The following is a 25,085-nucleotide window of genomic DNA, read 5'->3' as shown; positions in this document are numbered from 1 at the left end:
CCCGTGGCCCAAGCATCATTCACACGTTCCCCTTTGGGGGGCCGGTGTTCGCTGTGATTTATCTGTGGGACGTTTACGCTTTACCGTCCTTTGGGCGTTGGGTCCCCACTGCGCAGCCGGTCGTCATCAGGGTGTGCGCACCTTCTGTCCCCCCGTGTACGCAGCACTTCTCCTATACCTGCGAGGGTCAAAGAGCCATGCGAGCGTTCCTCACCACCAAGACCGCCAGGCGCGTCCTGCGTCCGATCGCCGACCTCATCGATCAGCGCATCGAACGCCAGATCCGCCGCTCCCTCGGGGACGGATCCGAAGGCGGACTCCAGCGCGAGCTGGCGACACTGCGCAATCGTCAGCGCCCCCTCGAACTGCTGATCGACGGGACGGGGCGCGGCGTGTCGCGCATGCCGGCCCAGGTCCATCTCGACCGCGCCATCGAGGAGTTGGCGCAGGTGAGCGGGGACAGGGGTGGTGCTGAGCGGAACATCGCCCAGGCGTTCCGGCTGCTCATCGCTCTGGAGGCGCTCGGGGTCGGCCGGATCGCCGGCGGCACCATGAACATCTGCGGCAAGCTCTCCGCCGTCCCGCTGCTCGACCCGCCGAACGACGAGATCCTCGAAATCGGCACCCTGTACGGGATGTTCGGCGCGGCCCTGATCCGGATGATGGAGCGCGCGGGACGCGACCCGCGTCTGACGATCGTCGACCCGCTCGCGGGCCTCCAGTTGCAGCCCGGCACCACCGAGGGGGCCGACCCGACGGGCACTCCCGTGCGTGGCGCCGCGGTGCGCGCCAATCTGGCCCTGGTCGGCGCGGCCGGTGCGGCGGCCCGCGTTCAGCAGGGCTTCTCCGAGGACCCCGAGGTGCGCGCCCTGGTCTCCGACCGTTCCTACGGGGTGATCATCGTCGACGGGGACCACTCCGCCTCCGGTGTCGCCGCGGACCTGGAGTGGGCCGAGCGGATCGTCGCACCCGGCGGGATCGTCGTACTCGACGACTTCGGGCACCCCAAGTGGCCCGGTATCAAGGAGGCCTTCGACAAGCACATGGCGACCGACACGCGGCTGACGTTCCTCGGCCAGGTGGCGAACTCGGGGTATCTGCGCGCGAGTGCGTAGAGAGGTGTCGCGGGGGGTCTGCCCATCGGCCCCGACTCGTGATAGAAGCGGCGGAAGGGGATTGTCGGATACTGAGAATGAGGTTCTGGCATGAAGGCTGTCGTAGTCGGGGCGTCGAGTGGACTGGGCCGGTGCATAGGGGTCGACCTGGGGCGCCGCGGCGACCAGGTCGCCCTGCTGGCACGCCGGCGCGACCGGCTGGTCGACGCGGCGAAGGAGGCGGGCCCGGACGCGCTCGCCGTCGCCTGTGACGTGACCGACGAGTCGTCCTGCCGGGCGGCGATCGAGGAGGCCGCCGCCGGGCTGGGGGGCATCGACGCCCTCGTCTACGCCACCGGCATCGGCCCCCTCGCCCCGGTCGAGAAACTCGACGCCGACGCCTGGCGCCGCGCCATGGACACCAATGTGATCGGCGCGGCGCTGGTCACGAGCGCCGCGCTCCCGCATCTGACGAAGTCGGGCGGGGTCGCCGCCTACCTGTCCTCCGTCGGCGGCTCGCTCACGCCGTCCTGGCCCGGGTTCGCCGCCTATCACGTGAGCAAGGCGGCCCTGGAGAAGCTCGTCGAGGCCTTCCGCGTCGAACACCCGAGCGTGGGCTTCACCCGGTTCGTGGTCGGGGACTGCGCGGGCGGGGAAGGGGACTCCAGGACCGGGTTCAACGACGGCTGGGACCGGGAGTACGCGGCGCAGGTCTACCCGGTCTGGCGGCAGCGCGGCTATCTGACGGGTTCCCTGCTCGACGTGGACGAGTTCCTCCGTGTCCTCGACGTCGTACTGCGCTGCGGCGGCACCATCCCGGAGGTGACCGTGACACCGCGCCCGCCCGTCCAGGCGTCCCGGGCCTGATCCAGAAGGCCGGCCCTAACGGCCCAGCGCCGCACCCCCGTTGATGTGCAGCAGTTGCCCCGTCAGGTAGGCCGCCTCGGGTGACGCCACGTACCGGACGGCGGCGGCGATCTCGGAGGGGTGACCCGGCTTGCCGGTCAGGGTCTGGCCGACCCGGGAGGCGACGAACTCCGGTGTCGCGCGGGCGCCGAAGAACTCGGTGTCGCCGACGAAACCGGGGGCGACCGCGTTCACGGTGATGCCCTCGGGGCCGACGCGCTGCGCGAGGGCGTAGGTGTACGTGTTGACCCAGGCCTTGGAGCCGCCGTACGAGCCGGGCCCGCGCAGCGAGGCGATGGAGGAGAGCTGCACGATACGGCCGCCGGGGCGGCGCATGTGGGGGAGCAGGGCCTCGGTGAGCAGGACCGCGGTCAGTACGTTGGCGTCGAAGTTGTCGCGGTAGCTGTCCGCGATGGAGGCGAGCGTGCCGTCGGGTTCGCGGGCCGCGTTGCCGCCCGCGTTGGCCACCAGCACGTCCACCGGGGTCTCGTCCGCCGTGATGAACTCCCTTGCCCGGCCGACCTGTTCGGGGTCGGCGAGGTCCGCCGCGCACCAGCTCGCCGTTGACTCGCCGTACTGGCCGTTCAGGGTGTCGGCCGCCTTGCGCAGGACGTCCTCGCGGCGGCCCAGGAGCACCACCCGGTCCCCGTCCGCGGCGAACGCCTCCGCCGTCGCCAGGCCGATCCCGGTACCGCCGCCGGACACCACCACACGTCGCTGAGCCATGGCCATCCCGTCCTCGGATGTGAATATCGGTCATGTGGACGTACGGGCTGCGACGCTACGGAGGACCTGAGGGGACGTCAAGTGGGTTGTGGGCGTGGCTCACAGGGACTCACAGGGGCTCACAGGGGCGACCGCCAGGTGACCGTCGTACCCGGGCCGCCGCCCTCCGAGCCGCCGCCCTCCGCACGGCCGTTGCCCGTGTCGCCGTCGTCGAAGACCGTCAGGTGGACCCCGGGGCGTCCGTCGGGGAGGGGCGCCGACGCGTCGACCGTGATCTCGACGCGGGAGACACCGGCGCGGCGGCAGGCGGCGGCCAGGGCGCGGCGCAGCGCGGTGAGCAGCCGGCCGGCGACGGGCTCCACGAGAAGGTTCTCCACCGCGCCGGTGAACCGGGTGGACGGCTGGAAACCCAGCACCGCGGCCGCGCCCGCCGCCTCCCGCAGGACCTTGCCACGGAAGGTGGTGGGGGCGTCGGCCGGCGGCTGCTGGAGCGCGAAGATCGCCGTGCGGACGTCCTGGACGGTGGACTGGAGTTCGTCGACGGCACGGCCGAGGATCGCGTGCGCGTCGTCGTCCGCACCGACGCTCCTGCGCTGCGTGGATTCCAGCATCATGCCGGTCGCGAACAGCCGTTGGACGACGAGGTCGTGCAGGTCGCGGGCGATCCGGTCGCGGTCCTCGTAGACCGCGAGCCGCTCCCTGCTGTGCTGGGCCTCGGCGTGGACCAGCGCCAGCGCGGCCTGTGAGGCGAACTGGGTGGCGAGCAGCCGCTCCACCGCGGTGTACGGACGGCCGCCGCGCCGGCGGGGGAGGGCGAGCGTGCCGAGGAGACGGCCGCCCGCCTGGAGCGGCAGCATCATGCTCGGCCCGAACCGGTGCCGTACATGCGTGGTCATCCGCGGGTCGGTCGCCGAGGCGTCGATGAACACCGGTTCGCCGCCGAGGAGTTGTTCGAGGACGGGGCTGCCCGGCTCGATCATGGCGCCGACGATGTCGGAGGGGCCGTCGAGCGTGGAGGCGGTCACGACCTCCATGCCGCCGTCCTCGGTGGGCCGCAGGATGACGCCGGCCTCGGCCTTGGCGAGACGCCGGGCCCGTTCGGCGACCGTCATCAGCGCGTCGGCGGCGCTCTCGCCGCTGAGCAGCGCGGTGGTGACGGCCGCCGCGCCCTCGATCCAGCGCTCGCGCTGTCGCGCCGTCTCGTACAGCCGGGCGTTGCCGATCGCGATGCCGGCCTGGGCCGCCAGGACCCGTACGAGTTGCTCGTCCTCGTCCGTGAACGGGGCGTCGCGCTTCCCGGTGAGGCGCAGGTCGCCGAACACCTCGTCGTCGACGTGGATCGGCACGACCAGCTCCGACGGCTCCGACGGCTCGGACAGGTCGGGCGGCTCGGGCGGCCGGGGAGGACCGGCGAGATCGGGGCGTTTTGCCGTACGGATCTCCTTGAGCCCGTCCCGTGCCGGATCGGTCATGTCCAGCGCCGCGTACCGGGCGTCCGTGAGCTCGGCGGCGGCGTCCACGATGTGCTGGAGCGTGGCCCGCAGTTCGAGGTCGGTGCCGACGCTGAGGACGGCTTCCAGGAGCGACGGCAGGCGGGGGACCGGATCGTGCATACCGGGGACTTTCCGGGGTCCGGCCGTCAGAGCGCCAGCGGGTTCAGGATCAGCGGCTCGATCTTGCCCTCCAGCATGTAGCCCAGGCCCTGCACCGCGCACACGTCGGGACGCTCGGCGATGTGCACCGGCATGCCCGTCGCCTGCCGCAGCATCTGGTCCAGGCCCGGCAGCAGCGCGCTGCCGCCGACCATCATGATGCCGCGGTCGGCGAGGTCGGCCACCAGGTCGGGCGGGCAGGCCCGCAGCACCTTCCCGATCCCGTCCAGTACGGCGGTCAGCGGGGTCTGGATGGCGTCGCGTACGGCGGCGGTGTCGACCTGTACGGAACGGGCGAGGCCGGTCGCCACGTCCCGCCCGTGGATCTCCGTGGACGTCGGGCCGTGCGGGGTGAGGCCGTTCCCGGAGAGGGCGAGCTGCAGGGGCCGTACCGACTGCGAAGGAAGCATCAGCTCGTGCTGGTGGCGCAGGTGCTGCACGATCGCGCGGTCGACGGCCTCGCCGCCCACCGGAATGCGCTCGGCGGTCACGATGGACCCCAGGGACAGCACGGCGACCTGGGTGGTGGCCGCTCCGCACACCATGATCATGGTGGCTTCCGGCTGTTCGACGGGCAGCCCGCATCCGACGGCGGCGGCGATCAGCGTGTCGACCAGTTCGACCCGCCGTGCCCCAAGGCCGACCAGCGTCTCGATCGCGGCGCGCTGCGCCAGCGGGTCCGCGTCGTGCGGGGTGCAGGCCGCGGCACGCAGCCGGGGCTTGCGGCGCAGGGAGCGGCGGACCTTGTCGCCGAGCAACTGGCGCAGCATGCGCTGGGCCATCTCGATGTCGACGACCGTGCCGCCGGACACCGGCCGCATGACCCGGATGTAGTCGGGGGTGCGGCCCGTCATCTTCTCCGCGAACTCGCCGACCGCGAGCAGCGCGCCGGTCCTGGTGTTGATCGCGGCGACACTCGGCTGGTCGACGACCAGCCCCGCGCCCTTCACATACACCCGGGTCCGGGCCGCGCCCAGGTCGACGGCGAAGTGGCAGCGGCGCAATCGCTCGAGACTGGCGGTCATGACAGGTCCTCCCGAGAGCAGACCGTGCGGGCTCCGCCGGATGGCGGTCCTTAATCGCATCGTGGACGGGCGCCGGACCAGGCGCCTTTTGTGGGGGGCCGGGCGGGGTGCCGCTGGTTGGGTGGTCCTGTCCGGGTGCTGGATGGATGGTCTTGTCCGGACGGGTGGGCTCGGCGCCCTGGCGGAAACCCGGCAGGGCAGTTTCTCGCCAGGTTCCGTCAACTCCCGCGCACCACCGGCCCCCCGAAACTCTTCGCAGCACCGGAGCCACCATGTGCCGACGAGGAGAGGTCGTCGATGACCAGAGGACCAGTCAGACGGGGGGCGGCTCGGCTGTCCGCCGGGCTCGTGCTCGCCGTGCTGCCCACAGGGCGGGCGGGCGCGGCCGAGGCAGCCGCCCCAGCCCCGACGCGCACCGCCTCCGTCACCCACACCGTCACTCTCGTCACCGGCGACAAGGTGACCGTCACCGACCTCGGCGCCGGAAAGAAGACGGTCACGGTCGAGCGGCCCCGGGAGGCCACGGGGGCGGTCCGCACGCAGGTGACGAACGGCGCCGTGACCGTCGTACCGGACGAGGCGCTGCCCTATCTGCGGGCGGGCACCCTCGACCGGCGGCTGTTCGACGTGAGCGAGCTGATACGGCAGGGGCTCACCGACGGGAAGGCGGCCGAGCTGCCGCTGATCGTGACGTACGGGAAGGGGGCGCGCGCTGCTGCTTTGCGCGGGGCCGAGCAGAAGCGCGCGCTGCCCAGTATCCGGGGTGCCGCCGTCGCCGCCGACAAGGGGCGCACCTTCTGGCAGTCCCTCACCCGGCGGGGCGGGACGCTCGACAAGGTCTGGCTCGACGGGCGCGTGCACGCCGACCTGGCCGAGAGCAACGCCCAGATCGGCACGCCGCAGGCCTGGGAGGCCGGGCTCACCGGGAAGGGCGTCACGGGGCGGCTCGGTGAGCCAGGAGGTCATGCGGGCGGTGGGGGTGCGGTAGCCCGCCTCCGTCCCTTCTGAACGGGCGGCGCCGGTTCCCCTTGGGAGGGGGGAGCCGGCACCGCCGCTTCACTTCGGTTCAGTGCGCTGGGTGGCACGCTCGGCATCCCGCGAACTCCACGACGGGCACGCTCAGCGTCCCGCGGGCTCCACGATGCCCCGGACCACGCCCAGTTCCACCAAGTCCTGCGGCCGGATGCGGAGTTGGTCCGCCGTGGCGTGCACCTCGCTCGCCGGGCGCTTGAGGATCGCGGCCGCGAGCTCCGGCGCGATGACGGAGAAGTAACTGTCCGGCGTGGCCCAGGTGTTGCCGGGCGCGGCCAGCGCGAGCGCGCCGCCCGAGCCGCCCTCGCCGATCACCAGCGTGGTGACGGGCGTACGGGCGGTGGCCACCGCGGCGAACAGGTCCGCGATCGCCGAGCCCGCGCCCTGCCGCTCGGCCTGAGCGTCGTTGGCGGCGCCCGGGGTGTCCACCAGCGTCAGTACGGGGACGCCGAGCCGGCCGGCGAGCCGGATCAGCCGGGCGGCGGTGCGGTATCCGGCGGGGCGGGTCGCGGTCCCGCACTGGGCGGCGTATGCCACGGTCCGCCCCGCGGGTCCGGAGCCGAACCCGCACAGCATGCCGTCGTCGCTGCCGCCGCAACGGTCGCCGCTGATCGCGGCGCGGCGCGAGAAGTAGGCGTCCAGGTAGGCGGCGGCCCGGGGGCGTTCGGGGGAGCGGGCGTGCCGGACGGCGTCCCAGCCGGTGGCGGGGAGGCCGGGGGCGCCGAGGGCGGCCGGCGGAGGGACGGGCTCGACCTCGACCTCGGGCTCGGACTTGGACTTGGACTGTGAGTCGGACTTGGACTGTGAGTCGGACTTGGACTGTGAGTCGGACTTGGACTGTGAGTCGGGCTTGGACTTTGAGTCGGGCTCGGACTTTGGCTCGGGCTCGACCTCGCCCCCGGCTTCGGCCGCGGGTGCGGTCAGCAGGGCCAGCCACAGCGCCAGCGTCTCCCGCAGCTCCTCCTCCCGTACGACGGCGTCCACCGCGCCCGCCGCCACCTGGGCCTCGGCCGTGTACGCCGCCGGGTCCGCGTCGGCCGGGCGGACCCGGGAGCCGGCGAAGCCGACCTGGGAGCCGGGCAGCGCCAGGGTCACGTCGGCGCCCGCACCCAGCGTCGCCCAACCACCACCCGTCGTCGGATCCCGCAGCACGGCGATCTGCGGCAGCCCCGCCTCCCGGGTGAGCGCCGACTGCCGTGCCACGCGCTGGAGCTGGGTGAGCGCGAGCATGCCCTCCTGCATCCGGCTGCCACCCGTCGCGACGAGCGAGACGACCGGCAGGCGGTGCTCACGGGCGTGGGTGTAGGCCGCCTCGACGCGGTCGCCGGTGCGTTCGCCGAGCGAGCCGCCGAGGTAGCCGAACTCGAAGGCGATCAGTACGGCGCGGGTGCCACCGATGACCGCGGTGCCGCAGACGACGGACTCGTCCTCGCCGGTACGGGTGACGGCGCGGCGGCGCGAGTCGTCGTACCCCTGCCAGGACAAGGGACCATCCGGCTTGAACACCCGCATGGGTACGGGCAGTTCACGAAAGTCATCGCCGGCCAGGGCGATGGCCTCGCGGGCGGAGAAACGCTCAGTCATGCTTCGGGGCCTTTGCGACGGCGTCGGGGAGGGCTCGCTTGAGAATCTTGCCCATGTCGTTGCGCGGCAGCGACGTGAGGAAGCGCACGGTCCGCGGGCGTTTGTGCGGGGCGAGCCGTCGGGCCACGTGGTCGGCCAACTCCTCGGCGGCGGGCGGGGCTTCCGGATCGGCGGGGACGATCCAGGCCACGATCCGCTCGCCCAGGTCCTCGTCGGGCTCACCGGTGACGGCGGCCTCGCGCACGGCCGGATGCTCAAGCAGCGCGTTCTCGATCTCCCCGGCGCCGATCTTGTAGCCGCCGCTCTTGATCAGGTCGGTGGCCTTGCGGCCGACGATGCGTACCGAGCCGTCGGGGTCGACGACCGCCATGTCGCCGGTGCGGAACCAGCCGTCCTCGGTGAACGCGGCGGCGGTCGCGTCGGGCCGGTTCAGGTACTCGGTGAAGAGGTTCGGCCCCCGGACCTGGATCTCGCCGACGGTCTCGCCGTCATACGTGCCGGTGGGAGTGCCGTCGGCGTCGTACGAGGCGATCGTCGTCCCGTCCTCCTCGACGAGCCGCACGTCGACGCCGGGCAACGGCACTCCGACGGTGCCGGGCCTGGGTTCCCCGTCCACCCGCACGCTGGTGTTCATGAGGGTTTCGGTCATGCCGTACCGCTCGACGACCCGGCGTCCGGTCGCGGCCGTGATCCGCTCGTGGTCGTGCACCGGCAGCGCGGCGGAACCGGACACGAGCAGCCGCGCCCCGCCGAGCGCCTTCGCCAGTTCGGTGTCCTCGACCAGCGCCTCGGCGAGCCGGTGGTACATCGTCGGCACCCCGAACAGCATCGTCGCGCCCGTGCCCAGCTCCCGCGTCACGCCCTCCGCGCTGAACCTGCCCAGATGCCGCACCGCCGCGCCGCGCCGCAGCGGGCCGAGGATGCCCAGGATCAGCCCGTGCACATGGAAGAGCGGCAGCCCGTGCACGAGCACGTCGTCGCCGGTCCACTGCCAGGCGTCGGCCAGCGCGTCCAGAGTCGAGGCGATGGCGCGTCGCGGGATGACGGCACCCTTGGGCGGGCCGGTGGTGCCGGAGGTATAGACGACGAGGGCGGGGGCGGCGGGGTCGTCCGGTTCGGTGCCGGGGCGTGCGGGGGTGTCCTGACCGGCCGCACCCACCTGGACGTCGACGCGCTCCAAGTCGCCCACGGGCGAGGGGAGTTCGACGCCCGGCTCCGCCAGCACCAGCGACGGCGCGCTGTCGCCCAGAATGTGCCCCAGTTCACCCTCCCCCGACTTGGGGTTGAGCGGCACGGCGGGCACCCCGGCGAGCAGCGCGGCGACGACCCCGACGGCGGTCTCCAGGGACGGCGTCGCCCACACGGCGACCCTCTCCCGGCCGTCGAGCCGCGCGGCCAGCGCACCCGCCGAGGCGGCGAGCTCCGCGTACGTCAGGGACCGGTCGCCGAAACGCAGGGCGGGCCGCGGTGCGGTCGAACCGCTGACCAGGGCGGGGAAGAGGGAGGACACGCGGGGTACTCCTTGCCGTAGGGACCTGCTGGAGGACGTGTTGCCGGTGACAGTCACCACCGTTCCTACACCAGCGCGAGGGAAACCCGCCGCCGCGCTCACCCCGATGACGCCCTCGACCCGGTCGAGGCGAGCCGTCGCCGCGTGCCCACGAGCGTGGCGAGGTCCTCGGCGAGGCGGAGTTCGATCGTGTGCAGGGCGAGGTGTTCCAGCCAGTGCAGCCGGGCCCGGTCGGGGGCGCCTTCGTGCAGGGGCGGCCATCCGGTGGCCGGGGTGAAGTCGTCGACCACCACCGTGCCGCCCGGAGTCAGGAGGCGGGCGGGGTCGGCCGGGTCGTCGCCAGGCGTCTTGCCGGTGCCGCCGCCGTCCAGGACCAGCAGGTCGTACGGGCCGTGCTCCTCGATCCGCCGCCAGTCGCCGTGGATCACCTCGACCTCGGGCCGGTCGGCGAAGACCTCGGCCGCGACCCGGGCCCGCTCGGCGTCGCGCTCCACGCTGAACAGCCGTACGCCCTCCCGCGCCCCGGACGCCGACCACGCGAGCCCCACCCCGCACCCCGTACCCGTCACCGATCCGCTCCCGCGCACCGCCCGCCGGACGAGCGGGGGGAGAGTGGCGGGGTCCGTAGCGGCGTGGGCGTCCGTCTCTGAGATCGACAGGAAGGAGATCGTGCACTGTCGTGGGGCCCGGGAGGTGGGGAGCGGGAGCGATCGTTCTTGAATCGGGAACGATCGTTCGGAAAGCATGGCGCGGGCCCCGCCGGGGACCGTAGTCTCGGCCCACAGCGTGACAATTTGACGGGTCAACTGCCGGGAGTGCATGGGTGAGTGCGTCGCTGCCTCCTCTTCGCGAGACACTCGCGCGTCTCGACGCGCATATCGTCGAGAAGGGCCTCGACCGCGGGGAGTTCCTCGACGTACGGGAGTTGTCGAGAAGAACGGCCCTGGCCGAGGAGGAGGTCCGGGCGCTCCTCGACGGCGCGGGGGTGCTTGACGACAAGGTCGACGACCGGATCCGGGGACGCGTCCGCGCGCTGTACGAGGCGTATCTCGGCGAGAGCGGGAAGCGGCCCGCCGATGTGTGCCGGGACGTCGCCGGGCGGCTCGGCATCAGTGACAAATGGGCCCGCAGCCTGCTCAACGGCGACAAGATGCCGAACGTGCCCGACCTCACCCGGCTCGCGGAGTTCTTCCGGATCGAGGAGGGCACGAAGTTCTTCACCGATCCGGCCCCCGTCGTCCTCAACGGCGCACTTCAGCGCGTCGTCGGTGAGCTGGAGGGCGGCGCCGAGGACGGGCCGCTGCTCAGGTTCACGCTCAAGCACGGAGTCGTCACGCTCGCCCTGCGGGGCCGGCGGCTGACGCCCCGCAAGCAGGAGGCGCTCGCGCTCATGCTGGAGGGTCTGCTGAGCGGCGAGAGCGAGGAGGTGGATCGATGAGGCCTTTCCACACCGTGTGGAAGCGCGCCTGCGCACTGCTCTCCCGCCGGGCCGACTCCGAGATGCGCGGTCTCGCCGTCGAACTCACCCGCGCGCTGAAGAAGCGACTCGACGCGCCCGTGGACGTACGGGAGTTGGCCGAAGCCCTCTGCCAGGAGATGAGCCGGCGTCGCGACGACCGCCCCATCCAGCTCCGCTTCGAGCGCTTCCCCGACGAGATCGAAGTCACGGGTCTGTGGATGGAGTTCCACGACTTCGACCTCGTCATCGTCGAGGAGCGCGCCGAGACGGTGCAGCAACTCGTCATTCTCGGACACGAGTTGTGGCACATGATGGCGGGGCACTCCCACTCCCACCACCACTACGCGGGTGCGGCGGCCGCCGCCGGCGCGCTGTCGGACGACCCCGGCTGGCAGGAGATCGCGCTCACCGTCGCCGCCCGCAACGGCTCGCACGAGGCCGACGAGGCCGAGGCGGAGGACTTCGGCCTGCACCTCGCCAGCGTCTTCCGCTCCTGGGTGACCGGCCCGCGTACGAAGGGCCCCGTCGACCCCGTCGACCCGGTCCGACAGGCCATCCAGGCCTCCCTGGGCTACCGCGGACCCCAGGACTGACCGGCGATGAATCCTTCCCGCTTCTTCGCCGGGCTCTACATCTCCTTCTGGATCCCGACGGCGGTCCTCACCGCCGCGCTGGCGATCAAACTGCCCAGCATCCTCAAGCTGTGGAAGGACCCGCTGCTGCGTGCCGTCGGCGGCCTGCTCGTCCTCGCCTGCGGAGTCTTCGTCTTCGCGGCACCGGCGACCATCGCCTGGACCAACCGCGTCACCGGCGTACCGAACTTCGCGGCCCCGCTGGTCTACAGCCTGATCACCGCGTTCTGCGGCGCCTGCCTGCTCATGATCACCGCATGGCGCAACGGCATCTCCGACCGCTCCGGCGCCACCCGCCGCGCCACCCGCTGGGTGGTCACCGTCTACGCGAGCGTGATCGTCGCGCTGTGGGTGCTGTTCGCGCTCGCCGACGTTCCCGTCGAGCGGATACGGGACCTCGACACGTACTACGCCAACACCCCCTTCATGCGTGAAGAGATCGTGCTCTACCTGCTCGCGCACACCGCGGCCGCCCTGATCACGTCCAAGCTGATCTGGAACTGGATCCGCACCGGCGGACTCGACGTCTGGCTGCGCGGCGGTCTGAAGTTCCTCGGCGTCGGCTACGCGATGAACCTGCTCTACGACGGTTCCAAGTTCTCCGCCGTCGTCGCCCGCTGGACCGGCCACGACCTGGACTGGCTCAGCACCGGGCTCGCCCCGCCGGTCGCCTCCCTCTCCGCCATCCTCATCGCGGTCGGCTTCATCCTTCCGCACACCGGCCAGTATCTGCATCGCCGGGTTCGCACCCGGCTCGGCCACTGGCACCTGCGCCCCCTGTACCGCCTGATGGGGACCGTCACGGGCGGCGGACGCGTCCCCTTCAGACTCCGGGCCACCCCCGAGCTGCGCCTGACCCGCCGTGAGACGTTCATCCGGGACGCGCTGCTGCACCTGTCCCGGTTCATCGACGAGGACCTCCGGCGGAAGGCGTACGACGCCGCCCTCGGCCTCGGCTTCGAGTCCGGCCGGGCGGGGGCCCTCGCCCACGCCGTGACCATCCAGGACGCCATCGCGACCAGGCAGCGCACCCGCCAGGACGCCGCCGCCGCGTCCCTCAACACGCCGGACACGGAGAACCTGCTGGCGGAGATCGATGCCGTGTCCCGGGCGCTGCGCCGCCCCGCCGACATCAGGGCGGTACGCGAGGCCGCGGCCGTCGCGGCGCAGAGCGTGCCCGCCTCACCCTGAGTCAGCCGAGCCGTTGACCCCCGTCGGCCTCCACCACGTCCGCCACCACGCAGCTCACGTTTTCGGGCCCGCCGCCGTCGATCGCGGCTTCGACGAGGGACCGTACCGCCGCGTCGGGAGCCGAGGCCGAGCCCAGCCGCCGCCGGAGCTCCTCGTCCGCCACGACGGTGGAGAGCCCGTCCGAGCAGAGCAGGTAGCGATCCCCGGGCAGGGCGTCGCACAACCGCAGATCGGGTACGACGGCGTCGGCGCCGCCGGTGAGTGCCTTCAGGAGCAGGGCGCGTTGGGGATGGACGGTGGCTTCCTCCGGAGTGAGCCGGCCCTCGTCGATCATCGACTGGACCATGGTGTGGTCGTGCGTGATCCGGAACAGCTCGCCGTCGCGCAGGAGATAGGCGCGGGAGTCGCCGATGTGGACCAGCCCGAGCTGGGATCCGGTCCACACCATGGCGGTGAGGGTGGTGCCGTCGTCCTTGCCCGGTGCGGCGTCCTGGACGGCCCGAGCGGCCCCTCGCACCGCGTCCTCCAGAAGGTTGAGGACGCTCCCGCCCGGAAGGGGTTCGGCGTCCAGGGACTTCAGGGCCTCCACGGCCGCCGTGCTGGCGGGCGCGCCGCTCGTGCCGAAGCCGTCGGCCACGGCGAGGACGTGGGCGCCCGCGTGGGCCGTGTCCTGGTTGGCAGGGCGGACCAGACCGGTGTCGGAGAGTGCGGAGTATCGGAGTTCGAGCATGGTGGTGTCCTTCCTCGACGTGTACGAGAGGTGATCCACGAGGAACGTCACGAGCTCCCGCCGGCCGGCGGTCTCGGCCTCGACCTGTGCCCAGTAGGCGCGGATCTCCCGGGCGGCGGACGCGCCGTCCAGAGCGCACACCTGCCGGATCCGGGCCAGCGGCATCCCGATCCGGCGCAGCCACGCCACCAGCCGCGCCCGCTCCAGCTGTGCGACCGCGTAGTACCGGTACCCGGTCTCCGGGTCGACCCGGGCGGGCCGCAGCAGCTCCAGCTCGTCGTAGAGCCGCAGCGCCTTCGGCGACAGCCGGCACGCCTTCGCGAACGCCCCGATCGTCAGCATCTCCATGCGCCCACCCGTGGTCGTGTCGTGCCCGTCATGCGTTCCTCGTTCCGCCACCGATGCTGCGGCTTCACCGAAGGTGAAGGTCAAATGGGTTGCCGGAGTTCCCCCGGCGGTTGTTAGCCTCCCCGGGGATCAGCCGTTACCAGGATGGAGTCCGCCGTGGCCCGCACCGCCGCCGTCCGCGCCCGTATCGCACTCGCCACCTACCGGCCCGAGGAGGGCGCGGAGAGCCTGGACCGGGATCTGCCCGTGCTGAGGGCGGCCCTGGAGGACGCCGGGGCGGAGGCCGTCATCGGGTACTGGGACGATCCGGACGTCGACTGGGCGGCCTTCGACCTCGTGGTGATCCGGTCCACCTGGGACTACAGCTGGCGGGTGGCGGAGTTCGTGGCGTGGGCCGAGCGGTGCGGGAAGCTGACGCGGCTCGCGAACCCGGCTGCGGTGGTGCGGTGGAACACCGACAAGCGGTACATCGGCGATCTCGCGGAGGCGGGGGTGCCCACCGTGCCGACCCGGTACCTCGCGCCGGGTGCGCCCGCGGAGTTCCCCGACGACCGCGAGTACGTCGTGAAGCCCACCTCCGGCGCGGGTGCGCGGCTCGCCGCCCGCTACCGTCCCGAGGAGCGGGAGACGGCTCTGCGACAGTTGGAGCGGATGCACGACCGGGGGCTGACCGCCATGGTCCAGCCCTACCTGACCAGCATCGACACCGCCGGTGAACGCGCCCTCCAGTTCTACGGCGGCCGCTTCCTGCACGCCAGCCGCAAGGGCGCCGTCCTCGAACCCGGCACGGCCTACGACGCGGACAAGGTCGCGCACCCCCGCCTGGAGCCCTGGCAGCCGACCCCGGCCGAACTCGCCGTCGCGGAGCGCGCGCTGGCGGCCGTACCGGAGCGCACGGACGGCTCGGAGCTGCTCTACGCCCGCGTAGACCTCGTCGACGGCGACGACGGGAAACCGTGCGTCATGGAGCTGGAGCTCGTCGAGCCGAACCTGTTTCTGTGGCTGCACCCGGAGTCGGTGCCCGTGGTCGCGGAGGCCGTCGTCAAGGCCGCTCTGCGCTGACGGCCACGCGCTGCAGCAGCCCCCACGTGAACTCCGCCGCGCACTCCCGCGGCACTCCGGACGCGTCCGGGGCCGTGAACGCCAGGCCCCAGCGGGTCGGGGCCGTGCCCTGCAAGGGGCGGGCGGGGGCGAAGGCGCGGGCGACCTCGTCGACCGTGCAGGACCAGGGGGTGAGGTCGTCGAGGGTCTCCAGCCGGGGGTTCGGGACGCCGGGGGCGCGGACCAGCCACTCGTTCCAGGCGACGCCGTTCGGGGCGACGAGGACCTCGAAGCGGAGGTCGGGCCAGAGGGGGACGGGCCAGAGCCGGGCCTCGCAGGCCAGGTCGCCGATCCGGCGCGGGGTGACGGACTCGGGGGCGCCGAGGATCGAGCGGTAGCGCGACACCGCGGCGCGGGAGCGCGGGGCGTGCAGCATCGCCTGCCAGCGGCGGTTCGCCTCGCGCATGTCGGCGATGGAGACGCCCAGCTCGTGGCGGGCGTCCTCGACGAGGCCGGGGTTGTGGTCGGCCATGCGGCGCAGCAGGACCAGTTGGAAGTCGAGCGAGGTGAAGGGGCTAGCGGGTCGCTTGGCGGGCATGGGGTCCATGGTCGCGTATCGGGAGGGAGCCCGGTCGGCGGCCGTCCGGGAGGAACAGGACCGAGTTGACGTAACGGGGGCCGCGCGGGGGCAGGACGCGGCGCAGCAGGCCCTGGGCGACCACGTGGGAGGTGCGGGCCTGGTGGGCCTCCAGGGGGAAGGTCGCCAGGGGCAGCCAGGTGGCGGCGGGCAGGACCCAGCCCGTGTAGCCGCGCTGGGTGAGATGGTCGACCACGGGGGCGATCGGCTGGATTCGGGACTCCAGTTCGATGAACAGGGCCGGGCGGTCGCGGGTCAGGAGGGCCTCCGCGCCGCGCAGGACCGCGAGTTCGTTGCCGTCCACGTCGATCTTGACGAAGTCGACGTCGTGGAGGCCCAGGCTGTCGAGGGTCACGCAGGGGACCTCCAGCGCGCGGGCGTGTATGTCCCGGCGGACCAACGACGACACGCCCCGGTCGCCCGCGTCGTCCGGCGGGAGCCAGAGCCGCGCCGTGCCCGGGCGGTCGGAGGCGGCGGCGCGGACCACTCGGACGTTGGAGGGGGAGGTGGCGCAGAGGAGTCCGGCCAGGTGGGGGACCGGTTCGACGGTCACCACGCGGTGGGCCAGGACCGAAAGACGGTGGGTCCAGGGGCCGTACCAGCCGCCCACGTCCACCGCCGTGCCGCAGCCCGGCGGGCAGAGGTCCGTGAGCCGGGCCAGTTCGGGTTCGAAGCGCGGGTAGACCAGCCGGGCGGTCGCCGCGACGAGGCGGGTGGGGAGGCGGGGAGCGAGCCGGGCGGCCCAGGTCCTCGTCATCCTCATCGTGCTCGTCGTGCTCCTCGTCCTCGTCACGGGACCATCCGCTTGAGGAGTTCCTCGTGCTCGTCCTCCGTGACCTGCTCCCCGGAGGACGGCAGCAGCTGCGGGATGCCGTCGACGATCGGGTAGCGGCGGCGCAGGCGCGGGTTGTACAGCGCCTCCCCGGCGCTCGGTTCCGTCCCGGAGCCAGGCGCCTCGTCGTCACTCAGGGGCAGCAGGTGCAGTGGGCCCTTGTCCAGCGGGCAGGCCAGGATCTTCAGCAGCGGGTCGTCGGGGTTCATGGTGGCGTCAGCTCCTTGGCCACGGTGGGGGGTTGGGGTGCCGCGTCGTGTTTGGGCATGACCAGCAGCACGGACACCGCGAGGGCGGTGCCCGCCAGGCGCAGGGTCAGCCGCACCGGGTCGTGCGGCAGCGCCTCGCCGAACGCGAGTGTGCCGAGCACCGCCGTGAACAGGCTGGTCACCGTCGTACAGACCGGCACGATCAGCGAGGCCCGGCAGCGCTGCAGCGCCGCCTGGGACATGACCAGGCCGAACGCGCCGGTGAAGAGAAGGAGGTAGGGGTACGGGGAGCGGAGCACGTCGACCACCGCCCCCGCCAGGTCGCTGGTCGTCAGATAGCTCGACACGCCCTTGATGGCCAGCGAGCTCACCCCGTACAGCAGGCCCACCGCCACGCCGTACTCGACGCCCGTCGTCGGCATCCGGTGCCGGTGCCGCGCACGGCGCTCGGCGGCCCCGTACAGCCACAGGCCCGCCGCCAGCGACGGCAGACAGACGGTCAGGATCAGCGGCGCTGGGGCACTGCGGCTGACCCGGTCCGAGCCCTCGCGCAGGGAGAGGACCACCATCAGCAGGGCGAGCAGGATCGCGCCGAGCGCGTACCGCTCGCGGCCCGACGTCTCCTCGCCGAGCAGCCGGGCGGAGAGCAGCACCAGCAGCACGAGCCCGGAGACGAAGATGCCCTGGGCGGCGGCGATCGGCAGCGTGCGGTAGACGGCGAGCTGGGCGCCGAAGCCGGAGGCCAGCGCCAGTGAACCGCCGATCCACAGCGGGCTGCCGAGCACCAGCCGCAGCAGCCGGGCGGGGCGGCGGATGTCGACCTCGGGCAGTGCGGCGAGCGCGCGCTTCTCCAGGACGAATCCGGTGCTGTACAGGACGTTCGCCAGCAGGGCCGCGGCCACTCCCCACCACATGGGCTACGTCCTTCGGGCGTGCAGGAGCAGGATGGAGGAGAGGGCGGGCGCCGCGCAGGCCAGTCGGTCCAGGGGGCGCAGCGGACGCGGTACGCCGTGGAAGGGTGCCCCGCTCAGTCGTACGACCTCGAAGCCCGCCGCGGTCACGAACTCCCGCAGCGCGCGGGCCGTGTAGAGCCGCAGATGGCCCACGACCTCCCGCCCCGGGCGGCCGTGGATCGCGCGCAGGCTCACCTCCGAGAAGACGGGCTGGACACCGGCGAGCAGCAGGGCGCGGTTGTACCAGGCGGCGAGGTTCGGGGTGGAGAGCATCAGGTGGCCGCCGGGGCGCAGGACCCTGCGGATCTCGTCCAGAGCGCTGTCAGGGTCCACTAGGTGCTCGATCACCTCGCTGAACAGGACGGCGTCGGCCGAGGCGTCGGCGAACGGCAGTCCGCCGTCGGTGAGTTCGCCGCGGATCGCGTACGGCAGCCGGACGTGGGCGCGTCTGAGGGCGTCCTGCGACCAGTCGACGCCGACGAGACGGTGTCCGGCGAGCAGCGGTGCGGCGGTCGCGGCGGCGGTGCCGTCGCCGCAGCCGATGTCCAGCACGGTCCGCGCGCCGGCCGTGGCGGGGCCGAGCGCTGCGGCCAGCATCCGGGCCTGGCGGAGACTGCGGGGGGTGCCGGAGGCGACGGGGACGCTCGGATCCTCGTAGAAGTCGCGAAGTCCCCGGCGGACGGCGGCCGTTGCCGAAGCGGCGGAAGGGGTGGGGGTCGAGGTCGTGGGTGTCATCGGCTGCCGTCCTCCTCCGTCGCGTGCAGATAGTGCTCGAAGAGGTCGCGGAGGTGGGCGCCGTCGCCGTGGCTGAGCAGGGTGCGCGACCAGCGCAGGGCGACGTGCAGGCGGCCCGCGGTGGAGGCCGTGGTGACGGTCAGGCCGCGGGGTGTCCGGGCGGGCGCCGAGAACCACACCGCGTGCGCGCGGCCCGCCTCCGCGCCGAAGTCCAGCGCGTACGGGATGCGGCCGATGTTGCTCAGCAGCGTGGTCGACGTCCAGGGGCCGGCCGCGCGGCGCAGGCCCCGGGTGAGGGCGGCGCGCCAGGCGACCGGGACCACGGGGGCGGTCAGGAGGGCCGCGCCGTGGCCGAGTTGGGGCCGGGACAGCGACTTGAGCGCACGGGTCCGTTCGGCCGTACGGCGCAGCAGCTCGCCCATGCGTCCGGCGTCCAACTCCTCCACCGTGAAGGGGACTTCGACGAGTCGCGTCCCGTTGCCGATGGGCATGTCCGTGCCGCGGGGGCGGTCGTCGACCGGCATCGTGATGCGCAGGGGGCGCGGGCGGGCGCCGTGTTCCCTGTTCCAGTGCGTGATCATCAGGGCGGTGGCCGCCATGAGCTGGTCGTTCACGGTGTACGGGGCGCCCTTGGCGCGATGCGGGACGCCGAGTTCGGTGACGAGGAGGCCGTTTCCGGGCGAGGGCTCCGGGGTGCCGTGGGCCACCCGGGCGGGCGGGGTCCAGGTGGACGGGGTGTCGACCTGCACGGCCTTCGCCTCCGTCTCCGGTGGTCGTACGGGGGGTGCGGTCGGGGAGTTGTCCTTGCCGCCGTACAGCTCCGCGGCGGTGGCGAGGACGCGGAGGCAGGCGGGGCCGTCGAGGGCGGTGTGGTTGACGGTGAGGAAGAGGACGGTGCCCTTGGGGCGGGAGCCGGTGTGGGTACGTGGCGCGGCGCTTCGGCGCGGCGCCGTGCCCACCGCGTCCGTCGCCTCGCTGCCGACGGGCGGGCCCGCGCCGTCGACCACCTCCAGGCGGATGGGCGGCGAGGCGGACAGCGGCGGGGCGGTCAGCAGGGCGCGGGTCCGTGCGTGCTGGAGGGCGCCTGGGCCCGGTGGGGGGAAGGAGACGACCTCCAGGTCCGGATCGGGGGTGAGTTCCCACTCGTAGCGGCGGCGGTACCAGGGGCCCGCGGCCTCGCGCATCAGGATGCGGGGGTGCCGGTGCAGGGCCTCGGTGAACGCCGAGGTGAGGCGGGCGGGGTCCAGGTGGCCGGGGAGGTGGACCTCGATGTGGACGGTCTCGGGTTCCTCCTCCTGGAGACAGTGCCGGGAGACCTCGTCCACGACGGGGAACGGCACGCGGGCGGGGGGCCGGGACGGTCCGTCGGTACCGTCCCGTGCCGGGTGCTCCAGCGCGGTCATCGGGGTTCGTCCCTTCCCGTGTCGTCGTCCGCCGGGTTCCCCGCCTTGCGGAAGGCGATCCGCGCGGTGGGTGGATCGACCTCACGAGCGTCCGCGTCACCCGCACCCGCGTCACCCGCACCCGCCTCGCGCGGGGCGGAACCTGGGCCGCGTGCGGCCGGGCCGGAACCTGGGCCGCGTGCGGCCGGGGCGGAACCCGGGCCGCGTGCGGAGATGGTCGGGCTGGAGGCACGGTCGGGGCCGGGGGCCGGGGGCTCGGCTCCGGCTTGCGTGGCGCCCCGCCCGGGTCCGTGAGCCGGTGCCTCTCCGAGCGACTTGGTCTGCGTGCCGGGTATCTCCCCGGGGGACGTGGTTTCCGGGTCGGGTTTCCCCTCCACCGCCCCGGGGCCGCCGCTCTCGCCGCGGCGGCGTCGGGGGAGCGGTGCCGTCGGGGCCTCGGAGCCCGGGGGCGGGCCGGGCGGGAGGACCGGGCGGGAGCCCCGGGGTGTCGCTCCGGAGGGCTCCTGGACGCTCACCAACGCGGCGAACAACCCGATCAACGCCAGCAACTGTGCCGCGGGCCCGAACGCGCCCTCGCTCGCGCCCGGTGGCGACCCGGCGCCCGTGGCGGCGGCGATCCCCGCCCCGGTGAGCGCGAGGAACGCGATCGGTACGAGGAGCGCGTGCCGTTTCCACGCGAGCAGCGCCAGCGCGGGGACCAGCAGCGCGAACGGTCCCGCGATGACCACGCCCACCAGCGTGAGCGCCACCGTGCCGAGCCAGAGCCCGGCGTCCGGCGCCGCCGGCTGCGGTTCGTCGGTGTTGGCCTCGCGGCGGCGCCACAGCACGAGGCCCGCGAGAGCCGCCACGCCGACCCCGCCGCCGATCAGCCCGGCCTCGTACGTCGTCGAGGGCTCGTACGACAGCTTGACCGTGCCGCCCGCCCCGGCCGGGATCTGCCAGCCCTGCTGCCAGCCGTCGAGCCGCAGGGGCGTCAGCTTCTTGCCGCCCAGCGTGGCCTGCCAGCCGTCGTTGTAGTTCTCGTACGTCGTGAGGTACGAGGCGGCGCCGGAGCCGACCTTCACCTCGCGGCGGTCGCCCAGCCAGTCCACGATCCGCAGTTCGCGCCCGGCACCGGCGGCGGCCTCGACGGTGCCACGGGTGAGGGTGACGTCCGTGACCGCGAGGGGCCCTGCGTCGCCCGCCTCGACCCGGTGTGAGCCGGATCCGAGGTCCAACGCGGGGTTCGAGGAGCCTTCTTGGCACAGCGTCAGTTGAACCGGCCGCCGTTCGGTGAGATCCCCCACCGTGCCCTTCGCGCTCGTCTCGTACAGCTTCCCGTCGACCGCGAGCGTCGGTCCCTTCCCGCAGGGCAGCGAGAACTCCTGCGTCTCCAGGGCCTGTGTGGTGCGGTACTCGGCGAGGGCCGGGAGGTACACCTCCGTCAGGCCGACCGGCAGTTGCAGGTCGGCGCCCGCGACCGGGTTGTGGAGGGTCAGCGGCGCGGTCTCGGTGACGGTGATGTCGAGGTGGTTCGTGGTGATCGGGTCGAAGCGGGCCCAGCCGTTCTCGTCGACGCCGGCCACGGTGTCCCCGTCCGGGGAGCGGATCTCGATCTTCGTCGGGCGGGTGGAGAGGCCGCCGGCCGCGGCCAGGACCATGGACGAGACGGGCTTCTTGTCGGGCCAGCTCAGATGGATAGTCGGCCTGTCCCCGGCGATCCAGGCCGTGGTCAGGTTGCCGTCCGTGAGGTTGCGGGCGTCGAGGCCGGGGCCGAGGGCCGTCGTGGAGTCGGCCGTCGCGACGATCCGGTTCGGCTGTTGGGGCGAGACGTCGTACAGGAGCTTGTCGAGTGCGTCGCCGCTGATCGCGACGGCGCTCGCGTTCACCTCGTACGATCCCGCCGTCGAGGTGGAGAAGGTGCGGTGCAGACCCGCCTCCGTGCCCGTGGGGGCGAGACCGGTGGGGTCGGTGGTGCGGTGCAGGGAGACGATCTCGGCGGCGGCGTCCGAGCCGGCGGCGTCGGTCGGGAGCTTCAGCAGGCGGGTGACCTGGACGTCCGGGAGGGCGATCTCGGAGAAGCCCGCGCCGGTGAGACCGGCGCGCTGCGCGGTGGAGCCGACGATCGTCAGCTTCACCCAACTCGTCGACCCGGCGGGCGCCTTGATGGACTGGGTCGTGCCGTCGGGTTCGAGATAGCTGGTGGCGGAGCCCTTCTCCGTCTCCACCCGGACCCTGGTCGCCGCGGACCGCATGCCGTCCTGCGGCAGCGGGGTGACCTTGAAGGACTTCGGGATGTCCAGGGACCCCTCGAAGCGGATCCGCAGCCACTGCCCGTTCGCGGAACCGGACGCGCCCTCCGCCCACGCGGTGTCGGGGTTCCCGTCGAAGGCGTTCACGGGGTCGTACTGGGGGAGATGGAACAGCCAGTTGCCGGTGGAGGAGGCGGTCACCGAGCGGGCGCCGCGCAGCTCGGCCACCGTCTGGTGCTGGATGCCCTTGGTCGGCAGGATCTGGTGCGGTTTCTTGCCGGCGTCCTGGGCGCTGCCGCTGTCGTTGCGCTGGTCGGGCGTGTACGTGTACGAGGTGTTGGAGTTGACCAGGCCGAAGCGGGTGTCGGCGCGCCGCAGCCCGTCGCCGATCACCTGGACCGCGGCGGTGCCGAGGCCGGGATGGTTGTCGCCGGTCAGGACGGCGGGGCGGCCGCGCATCGAGGGGTCGGCGGCCAGCGGCAGCAGCGCCTCGGGGCCGCCGGAGACGACGGCGGTGTCCGCGATGGCGCTCAGCCCGGCCTGTCCGGGGCGCGGTGCGCCGTTGCCCGCCGGTTCGTAGATCTCGACGGCGCGCTCGCGCGGGTAGAGGCCCTCGACCTGGAGCGGGGTGTGGTTGGCGATCCGGCCGCCGGTCACGACCGGTCCGAAGCCGGTGACCCGCTGGTAGCCCGACTGTTCCAGGGTCCGCTTCACGGTCTGGGTCGGGACGTAGCCGACCTGGTCGGGGTCGAGGTCGTTGCGGACGACGACGTAGTAGAGCCCGGCGCGGCTCAGATAGTCCCCCAGGCCGGGGACGTCACTGCCGGTCATGAGCGCCTGCTCGACGGCGTCCATGGCACGCCGGTTGCCGGGGGTGCCGAAGGGGACGTAGTCCCGCTCGGCCCAGCGGGAGTCGGCGAGCACGTCGAGGGGCTCGTCGATGGGGGAGCCCCAGGTGTAGAGGCCGTGCGCGGTGGCGGGGACGACGAGGGCACGGGAGTCGGGCGAGTACTTCTTCAGCCAGTCGGCGGTGGTCTGCCAGTACTTGGGGAGCTGCTGGAAGGAACCCGGGTTGAGGATCGACCCGTTGAGGTACGGCCAGGCGAGGCCGGGCAGGATCAGCACGGCCGCGACGAGGGGCGCGTAGCGGCGGCCGCGTACGGGACGGGCTCCGCGTGGCTCGGCGGCGACCCCGACGAGATGCGCGAGGCCGAACACCAGCGCCAGGGCGAGGCCCGTCTGGAACTTGTAGATGTTGCGGAAGGGGACCAGCCAGCCGTTCAGCCAGTCCTGGACGACGCCGTGGAAGGGCGCGCCGAACGCGCCGCCGTACCCCGCGAGGGTGAGGAGCGCGACCGACAGCACGGTCAGGACCAGCCAGCGGCGCTCGGGCATGTCACGTCTGGCGAGCCCGGCGAGACCGAGTCCCGCCGCGAGCGCCGAGCAGACGATCACGATCACCGAGGCGGCGACGGTCCAGCCGGCCGGCAGCCAGGCCTCGCCGAAGTGGAGGTACGCGACCCAGTTCCCGGCGCCGCGCAGGGACTCCGTGGCCGACATGGTGGCGGTCGTGGTCCCCGAGGTCTCCACGTACGGGAGGAAGTTCTCGCCGTAGACGCCGAGCATCAGCAGCGGGATCACCCACCAGGCCGTCGCCAGGATCACTCCCGGTACCCACCAGGTGATCAGCTTGCGCTGTCGGGGTCCACGTGGACGGGACAGCAGATACAGCCCGACGGGGAGCAGCGAGGCGAGGGTCGCCGCCGCGTTCACGCCGCCCATGAAGGGAATGACGAGCGCCGAGCGGAGGGCGGCGACGCGGGCGCTGTAGCGCTCGTCGGTGAGGGGGAGCAGGACCCAGGGGAGGAAGGCGCCGGGGAGCGCGGCGGCGGAGGTCGAGCCGACGACGATCGTGAAGACCGGCCAGAGCGCGTAGGCGACGGCGGCGAGCAGCCGGGAGGAACCGTTCCCGATCCGCAGCCGTTCGGCCAGCCGCAGGGCGCCCCAGAAGGCGACGGACACGACGATCGACAGCCACAGCCGTTCCGCCAGCCACACCGGGAGGTGGATCAGCTTGCACAGGCCGTAGAACGGCAGCATCGGCCAGACGTAACCCACGTACTGGTCCTGGATGCCGCCGAAGCCGCCCCGGTCGTGCCACAACTGGCCCAGGTCGGACAGGAACTGCCAGGGGTCGAGCGCGACACCGAGCTTGGTGTCGAACGTCATGCGTCCGGGGTGCACGGCCAGGAACAGCACGAACACCACGGCCCAGAACCCCAGCAGCCAGCGCCTGGACCGCGGCCCGTGCGGGGGGCCGGACGTGGTCGAGACGGGGCGGACGGCCGCCGGGGGAGGAGCCTGGACCGTGGTCGTCATGGTGGACACCGCCGGAGGATGAGGAGGAGGTTCCAGGTGGCGAACTCCCGCAGCCCCGGCGCCCTGGTGACGGCGGAGGCGAGGATGGGCCAGTAGCGGGAGCGCGCCGAGACGACCGTGACGTCGTCGCGGGCGCGCACCTGCCGCAGGGTGGTGCCGATGTGCACGGCGAAGAGGTTCTCGCCGAGGGTGTGCTTGGCGGGCTTTCCGGTACGGCGGTGATAGCGGGCCCGCGCCCGCTCCGCACCGAGGTAGTGCCAGGGCGCCCACTCGTGACCGCCCCACGGGGAGAGCCAGTTGGTGAACGAGACGTAGATCAGCCCGTCGGGCCGGGTGACGCGCACCAGTTCGCTCAGGAACGTCTGCGGATCGGCCACGTGCTCAAGGACGTTGGAGGAGAAGGTGACGTCGGCGACCCCGTCCGCGAGCGGCAGCAGATACCCGTCCGCGACGACCGCCGAGCCGTCGGGCTTGGCCCCCAGCTCCCGTACGTCCGGCTCGAAGAGATACGCCTGTGCGCCGCGCCGCCGGAACTCCGCGGTGAAGTACCCGCCGCCGCCCCCGACGTCCACGACGGTACGTCCCTCGACGCCGCCGTACGCCTCGACCTGGTCGGCGGCGTCGCGGGCCAGCAACGAGTAGCAGCTCTCGGGGTCGTCCTGCTCCCGCATGAAGGCCCGGAAGAGCGTGAACGAACGCCGGAAGGAGGGGTCCTTCCATGCGGGGGGCCCGCTTTTGGCGGGGGCTCTGCGGGGTATCTCGGGGTCGCCGTCCAT

At 72.9% G+C, this 25,085-nt stretch carries 21 protein-coding genes and 1 pseudogene; 7 read left to right on the top strand and 15 right to left on the bottom strand.

The features are described 5' to 3' along the window. Positions 1–197: 197 nt before the first annotated feature. Together ACFVWD_RS27870 and ACFVWD_RS27865 are read left to right on the top strand one after the other, a co-directional pair. Entirely contained in the window at positions 198–1,115 is a 918-nt protein-coding gene (locus ACFVWD_RS27870; protein WP_389599944.1) for a class I SAM-dependent methyltransferase, read from the top strand. 90 nt (positions 1,116–1,205) lie between these two features. Then, positions 1,206–1,961: an SDR family oxidoreductase gene (locus ACFVWD_RS27865; RefSeq protein ID WP_389599942.1), complete on the top strand. Its 756-nt coding sequence runs from the start codon at positions 1,206–1,208 to the stop codon at positions 1,959–1,961. 15 nt (positions 1,962–1,976) lie between these two features. Here ACFVWD_RS27865 and ACFVWD_RS27860 read toward each other — a convergent pair whose 3' ends face one another. The 3 genes from ACFVWD_RS27860 to ACFVWD_RS27850 form a co-directional block, all read right to left on the bottom strand. Continuing rightward, entirely contained in the window at positions 1,977–2,726 is a 750-nt protein-coding gene (locus ACFVWD_RS27860) for an SDR family NAD(P)-dependent oxidoreductase (RefSeq protein WP_389599941.1), read from the bottom strand. A gap of 119 nt (positions 2,727–2,845) precedes the next feature. Beyond that, positions 2,846–4,339 carry a GAF domain-containing protein gene (locus ACFVWD_RS27855; RefSeq protein WP_389599940.1) on the bottom strand — a complete coding sequence of 498 codons (1,494 nt, stop codon included), beginning with the start codon at positions 4,337–4,339 and terminating at the stop codon, positions 2,846–2,848. Between the two features lie 26 nt (positions 4,340–4,365). Continuing rightward, positions 4,366–5,403, bottom strand: a complete 1,038-nt coding sequence (locus tag ACFVWD_RS27850; RefSeq protein ID WP_389599938.1) for a rod shape-determining protein — start codon at positions 5,401–5,403, stop codon at positions 4,366–4,368. Between the two features lie 297 nt (positions 5,404–5,700). On the opposite strand from ACFVWD_RS27850, the pseudogene ACFVWD_RS27845 reads away from it, so the two are divergent. Further along, positions 5,701–6,408: pseudogene (locus tag ACFVWD_RS27845) on the top strand (peptidase S8); the annotation flags it as partial. A gap of 114 nt (positions 6,409–6,522) precedes the next feature. Here the strand turns inward: ACFVWD_RS27845 and ACFVWD_RS27840 are convergent. From ACFVWD_RS27840 to ACFVWD_RS27830, 3 genes are all read right to left on the bottom strand, one after another. After that, positions 6,523–8,019 (bottom strand): carboxyl transferase domain-containing protein, encoded by a 1,497-nt coding sequence (locus tag ACFVWD_RS27840; RefSeq protein ID WP_389599936.1) that lies wholly within the window; start codon positions 8,017–8,019, stop codon positions 6,523–6,525. Continuing rightward, positions 8,012–9,529 (bottom strand): acyl-CoA synthetase, encoded by a 1,518-nt coding sequence (locus ACFVWD_RS27835; protein ID WP_389599935.1) that lies wholly within the window; start codon positions 9,527–9,529, stop codon positions 8,012–8,014. The genes ACFVWD_RS27840 and ACFVWD_RS27835 overlap by 8 nt, the downstream gene beginning before the upstream one ends. Before the next feature lie 98 nt (positions 9,530–9,627). Continuing rightward, positions 9,628–10,098: an O-methyltransferase gene (locus ACFVWD_RS27830; RefSeq protein ID WP_389599933.1), complete on the bottom strand. Its 471-nt coding sequence runs from the start codon at positions 10,096–10,098 to the stop codon at positions 9,628–9,630. Between the two features lie 254 nt (positions 10,099–10,352). Here ACFVWD_RS27830 and ACFVWD_RS27825 point away from each other — a divergent pair, with 254 nt between their 5' ends. From ACFVWD_RS27825 to ACFVWD_RS27815, 3 genes are read left to right on the top strand one after another with little or no spacing between them, the layout of a single operon-like run. After that, on the top strand, positions 10,353–10,967 hold the full coding sequence (locus ACFVWD_RS27825; RefSeq protein WP_389599931.1) for a transcriptional regulator: 615 nt from the start codon (positions 10,353–10,355) through the stop codon (positions 10,965–10,967). After that, positions 10,964–11,581 carry a toxin-antitoxin system, toxin component gene (locus ACFVWD_RS27820; protein WP_389599929.1) on the top strand — a complete coding sequence of 206 codons (618 nt, stop codon included), beginning with the start codon at positions 10,964–10,966 and terminating at the stop codon, positions 11,579–11,581. Before ACFVWD_RS27825 ends, ACFVWD_RS27820 begins: the two co-directional genes overlap by 4 nt. Before the next feature lie 6 nt (positions 11,582–11,587). Beyond that, complete coding sequence (locus ACFVWD_RS27815) at positions 11,588–12,811, top strand: MAB_1171c family putative transporter (RefSeq protein ID WP_389599928.1); 1,224 nt, start codon at positions 11,588–11,590, stop codon at positions 12,809–12,811. 1 nt (position 12,812) lies between these two features. Here ACFVWD_RS27815 and ACFVWD_RS27810 read toward each other — a convergent pair whose 3' ends face one another. Then, a complete protein-coding gene (locus ACFVWD_RS27810; protein WP_389599927.1) occupies positions 12,813–13,889 on the bottom strand; it encodes a MerR family transcriptional regulator in 1,077 nt (358 codons plus the stop codon). Positions 13,890–14,033: 144 nt separating this feature from the next. On the opposite strand from ACFVWD_RS27810, the gene ACFVWD_RS27805 reads away from it, so the two are divergent. Further along, positions 14,034–14,951, top strand: coding sequence for a RimK family alpha-L-glutamate ligase (locus ACFVWD_RS27805; protein ID WP_389599925.1), 918 nt, complete (start codon positions 14,034–14,036; stop codon positions 14,949–14,951). On the opposite strand, the gene ACFVWD_RS27800 is transcribed toward ACFVWD_RS27805, so the two are convergent. From ACFVWD_RS27800 to ACFVWD_RS27765, 8 genes are read right to left on the bottom strand one after another with little or no spacing between them, the layout of a single operon-like run. Next, positions 14,932–15,537: a hypothetical protein gene (locus ACFVWD_RS27800; protein ID WP_389599923.1), complete on the bottom strand. Its 606-nt coding sequence runs from the start codon at positions 15,535–15,537 to the stop codon at positions 14,932–14,934. The two genes, ACFVWD_RS27805 and ACFVWD_RS27800, sit on opposite strands and share 20 nt — an antisense overlap. After that, entirely contained in the window at positions 15,506–16,324 is an 819-nt protein-coding gene (locus ACFVWD_RS27795; RefSeq protein ID WP_389600006.1) for an FkbM family methyltransferase, read from the bottom strand. The genes ACFVWD_RS27800 and ACFVWD_RS27795 overlap by 32 nt, the downstream gene beginning before the upstream one ends. Positions 16,325–16,356: 32 nt before the next feature. Next, the gene (locus ACFVWD_RS27790) at positions 16,357–16,608 is read right to left on the bottom strand and encodes a Trm112 family protein (RefSeq protein WP_389599922.1); all 252 of its coding nucleotides are present in this window, start codon (positions 16,606–16,608) and stop codon (positions 16,357–16,359) included. Beyond that, positions 16,605–17,510, bottom strand: a complete 906-nt coding sequence (locus ACFVWD_RS27785) for a hypothetical protein (protein ID WP_389600004.1) — start codon at positions 17,508–17,510, stop codon at positions 16,605–16,607. Before ACFVWD_RS27785 ends, ACFVWD_RS27790 begins: the two co-directional genes overlap by 4 nt. 15 nt (positions 17,511–17,525) lie before the next feature. Then, positions 17,526–18,296 (bottom strand): methyltransferase domain-containing protein, encoded by a 771-nt coding sequence (locus ACFVWD_RS27780; protein ID WP_389599920.1) that lies wholly within the window; start codon positions 18,294–18,296, stop codon positions 17,526–17,528. Then, positions 18,293–19,699 (bottom strand): condensation protein, encoded by a 1,407-nt coding sequence (locus ACFVWD_RS27775; protein WP_389599918.1) that lies wholly within the window; start codon positions 19,697–19,699, stop codon positions 18,293–18,295. The genes ACFVWD_RS27780 and ACFVWD_RS27775 overlap by 4 nt, the downstream gene beginning before the upstream one ends. Further along, positions 19,696–24,309 (bottom strand): alpha-(1->3)-arabinofuranosyltransferase family protein, encoded by a 4,614-nt coding sequence (locus ACFVWD_RS27770; RefSeq protein WP_389600002.1) that lies wholly within the window; start codon positions 24,307–24,309, stop codon positions 19,696–19,698. The genes ACFVWD_RS27775 and ACFVWD_RS27770 overlap by 4 nt, the downstream gene beginning before the upstream one ends. After that, a complete protein-coding gene (locus ACFVWD_RS27765) occupies positions 24,306–25,085 on the bottom strand; it encodes a class I SAM-dependent methyltransferase (RefSeq protein WP_389599917.1) in 780 nt (259 codons plus the stop codon). Before ACFVWD_RS27765 ends, ACFVWD_RS27770 begins: the two co-directional genes overlap by 4 nt.

Origin of the sequence: Streptomyces sp. NPDC058086 (assembly GCF_042885015.1) — a bacterium.
Lineage (GTDB): Bacteria > Actinomycetota > Actinomycetes > Streptomycetales > Streptomycetaceae > Streptomyces.
The sequence above is the reverse complement of the archived record's forward strand: the minus strand, read 5'-3'. Positions and strand labels throughout refer to the sequence as shown.

Coding starts and splice junctions, on each gene's coding strand:
- ACFVWD_RS27870 (WP_389599944.1), top strand. CDS start 198: ATGCGAGCGTTCCTCACCACCAAGACCGCCAGGCGCGTCCTGCGTCCG.
- ACFVWD_RS27865 (WP_389599942.1), top strand. CDS start 1,206: ATGAAGGCTGTCGTAGTCGGGGCGTCGAGTGGACTGGGCCGGTGCATA.
- ACFVWD_RS27860 (WP_389599941.1), bottom strand. CDS start 2,726: ATGGCTCAGCGACGTGTGGTGGTGTCCGGCGGCGGTACCGGGATCGGC.
- ACFVWD_RS27855 (WP_389599940.1), bottom strand. CDS start 4,339: ATGCACGATCCGGTCCCCCGCCTGCCGTCGCTCCTGGAAGCCGTCCTC.
- ACFVWD_RS27850 (WP_389599938.1), bottom strand. CDS start 5,403: ATGACCGCCAGTCTCGAGCGATTGCGCCGCTGCCACTTCGCCGTCGAC.
- ACFVWD_RS27840 (WP_389599936.1), bottom strand. CDS start 8,019: ATGACTGAGCGTTTCTCCGCCCGCGAGGCCATCGCCCTGGCCGGCGAT.
- ACFVWD_RS27820 (WP_389599929.1), top strand. CDS start 10,964: ATGAGGCCTTTCCACACCGTGTGGAAGCGCGCCTGCGCACTGCTCTCC.
- ACFVWD_RS27815 (WP_389599928.1), top strand. CDS start 11,588: ATGAATCCTTCCCGCTTCTTCGCCGGGCTCTACATCTCCTTCTGGATC.
- ACFVWD_RS27810 (WP_389599927.1), bottom strand. CDS start 13,889: ATGGAGATGCTGACGATCGGGGCGTTCGCGAAGGCGTGCCGGCTGTCG.
- ACFVWD_RS27805 (WP_389599925.1), top strand. CDS start 14,034: ATGGAGTCCGCCGTGGCCCGCACCGCCGCCGTCCGCGCCCGTATCGCA.
- ACFVWD_RS27800 (WP_389599923.1), bottom strand. CDS start 15,537: ATGGACCCCATGCCCGCCAAGCGACCCGCTAGCCCCTTCACCTCGCTC.
- ACFVWD_RS27795 (WP_389600006.1), bottom strand. CDS start 16,324: ATGACGAGGACCTGGGCCGCCCGGCTCGCTCCCCGCCTCCCCACCCGC.
- ACFVWD_RS27790 (WP_389599922.1), bottom strand. CDS start 16,608: ATGAACCCCGACGACCCGCTGCTGAAGATCCTGGCCTGCCCGCTGGAC.
- ACFVWD_RS27780 (WP_389599920.1), bottom strand. CDS start 18,296: ATGACACCCACGACCTCGACCCCCACCCCTTCCGCCGCTTCGGCAACG.
- ACFVWD_RS27775 (WP_389599918.1), bottom strand. CDS start 19,699: ATGACCGCGCTGGAGCACCCGGCACGGGACGGTACCGACGGACCGTCC.
- ACFVWD_RS27770 (WP_389600002.1), bottom strand. CDS start 24,309: ATGACGACCACGGTCCAGGCTCCTCCCCCGGCGGCCGTCCGCCCCGTC.
- ACFVWD_RS27765 (WP_389599917.1), bottom strand. CDS start 25,085: ATGGACGGCGACCCCGAGATACCCCGCAGAGCCCCCGCCAAAAGCGGG.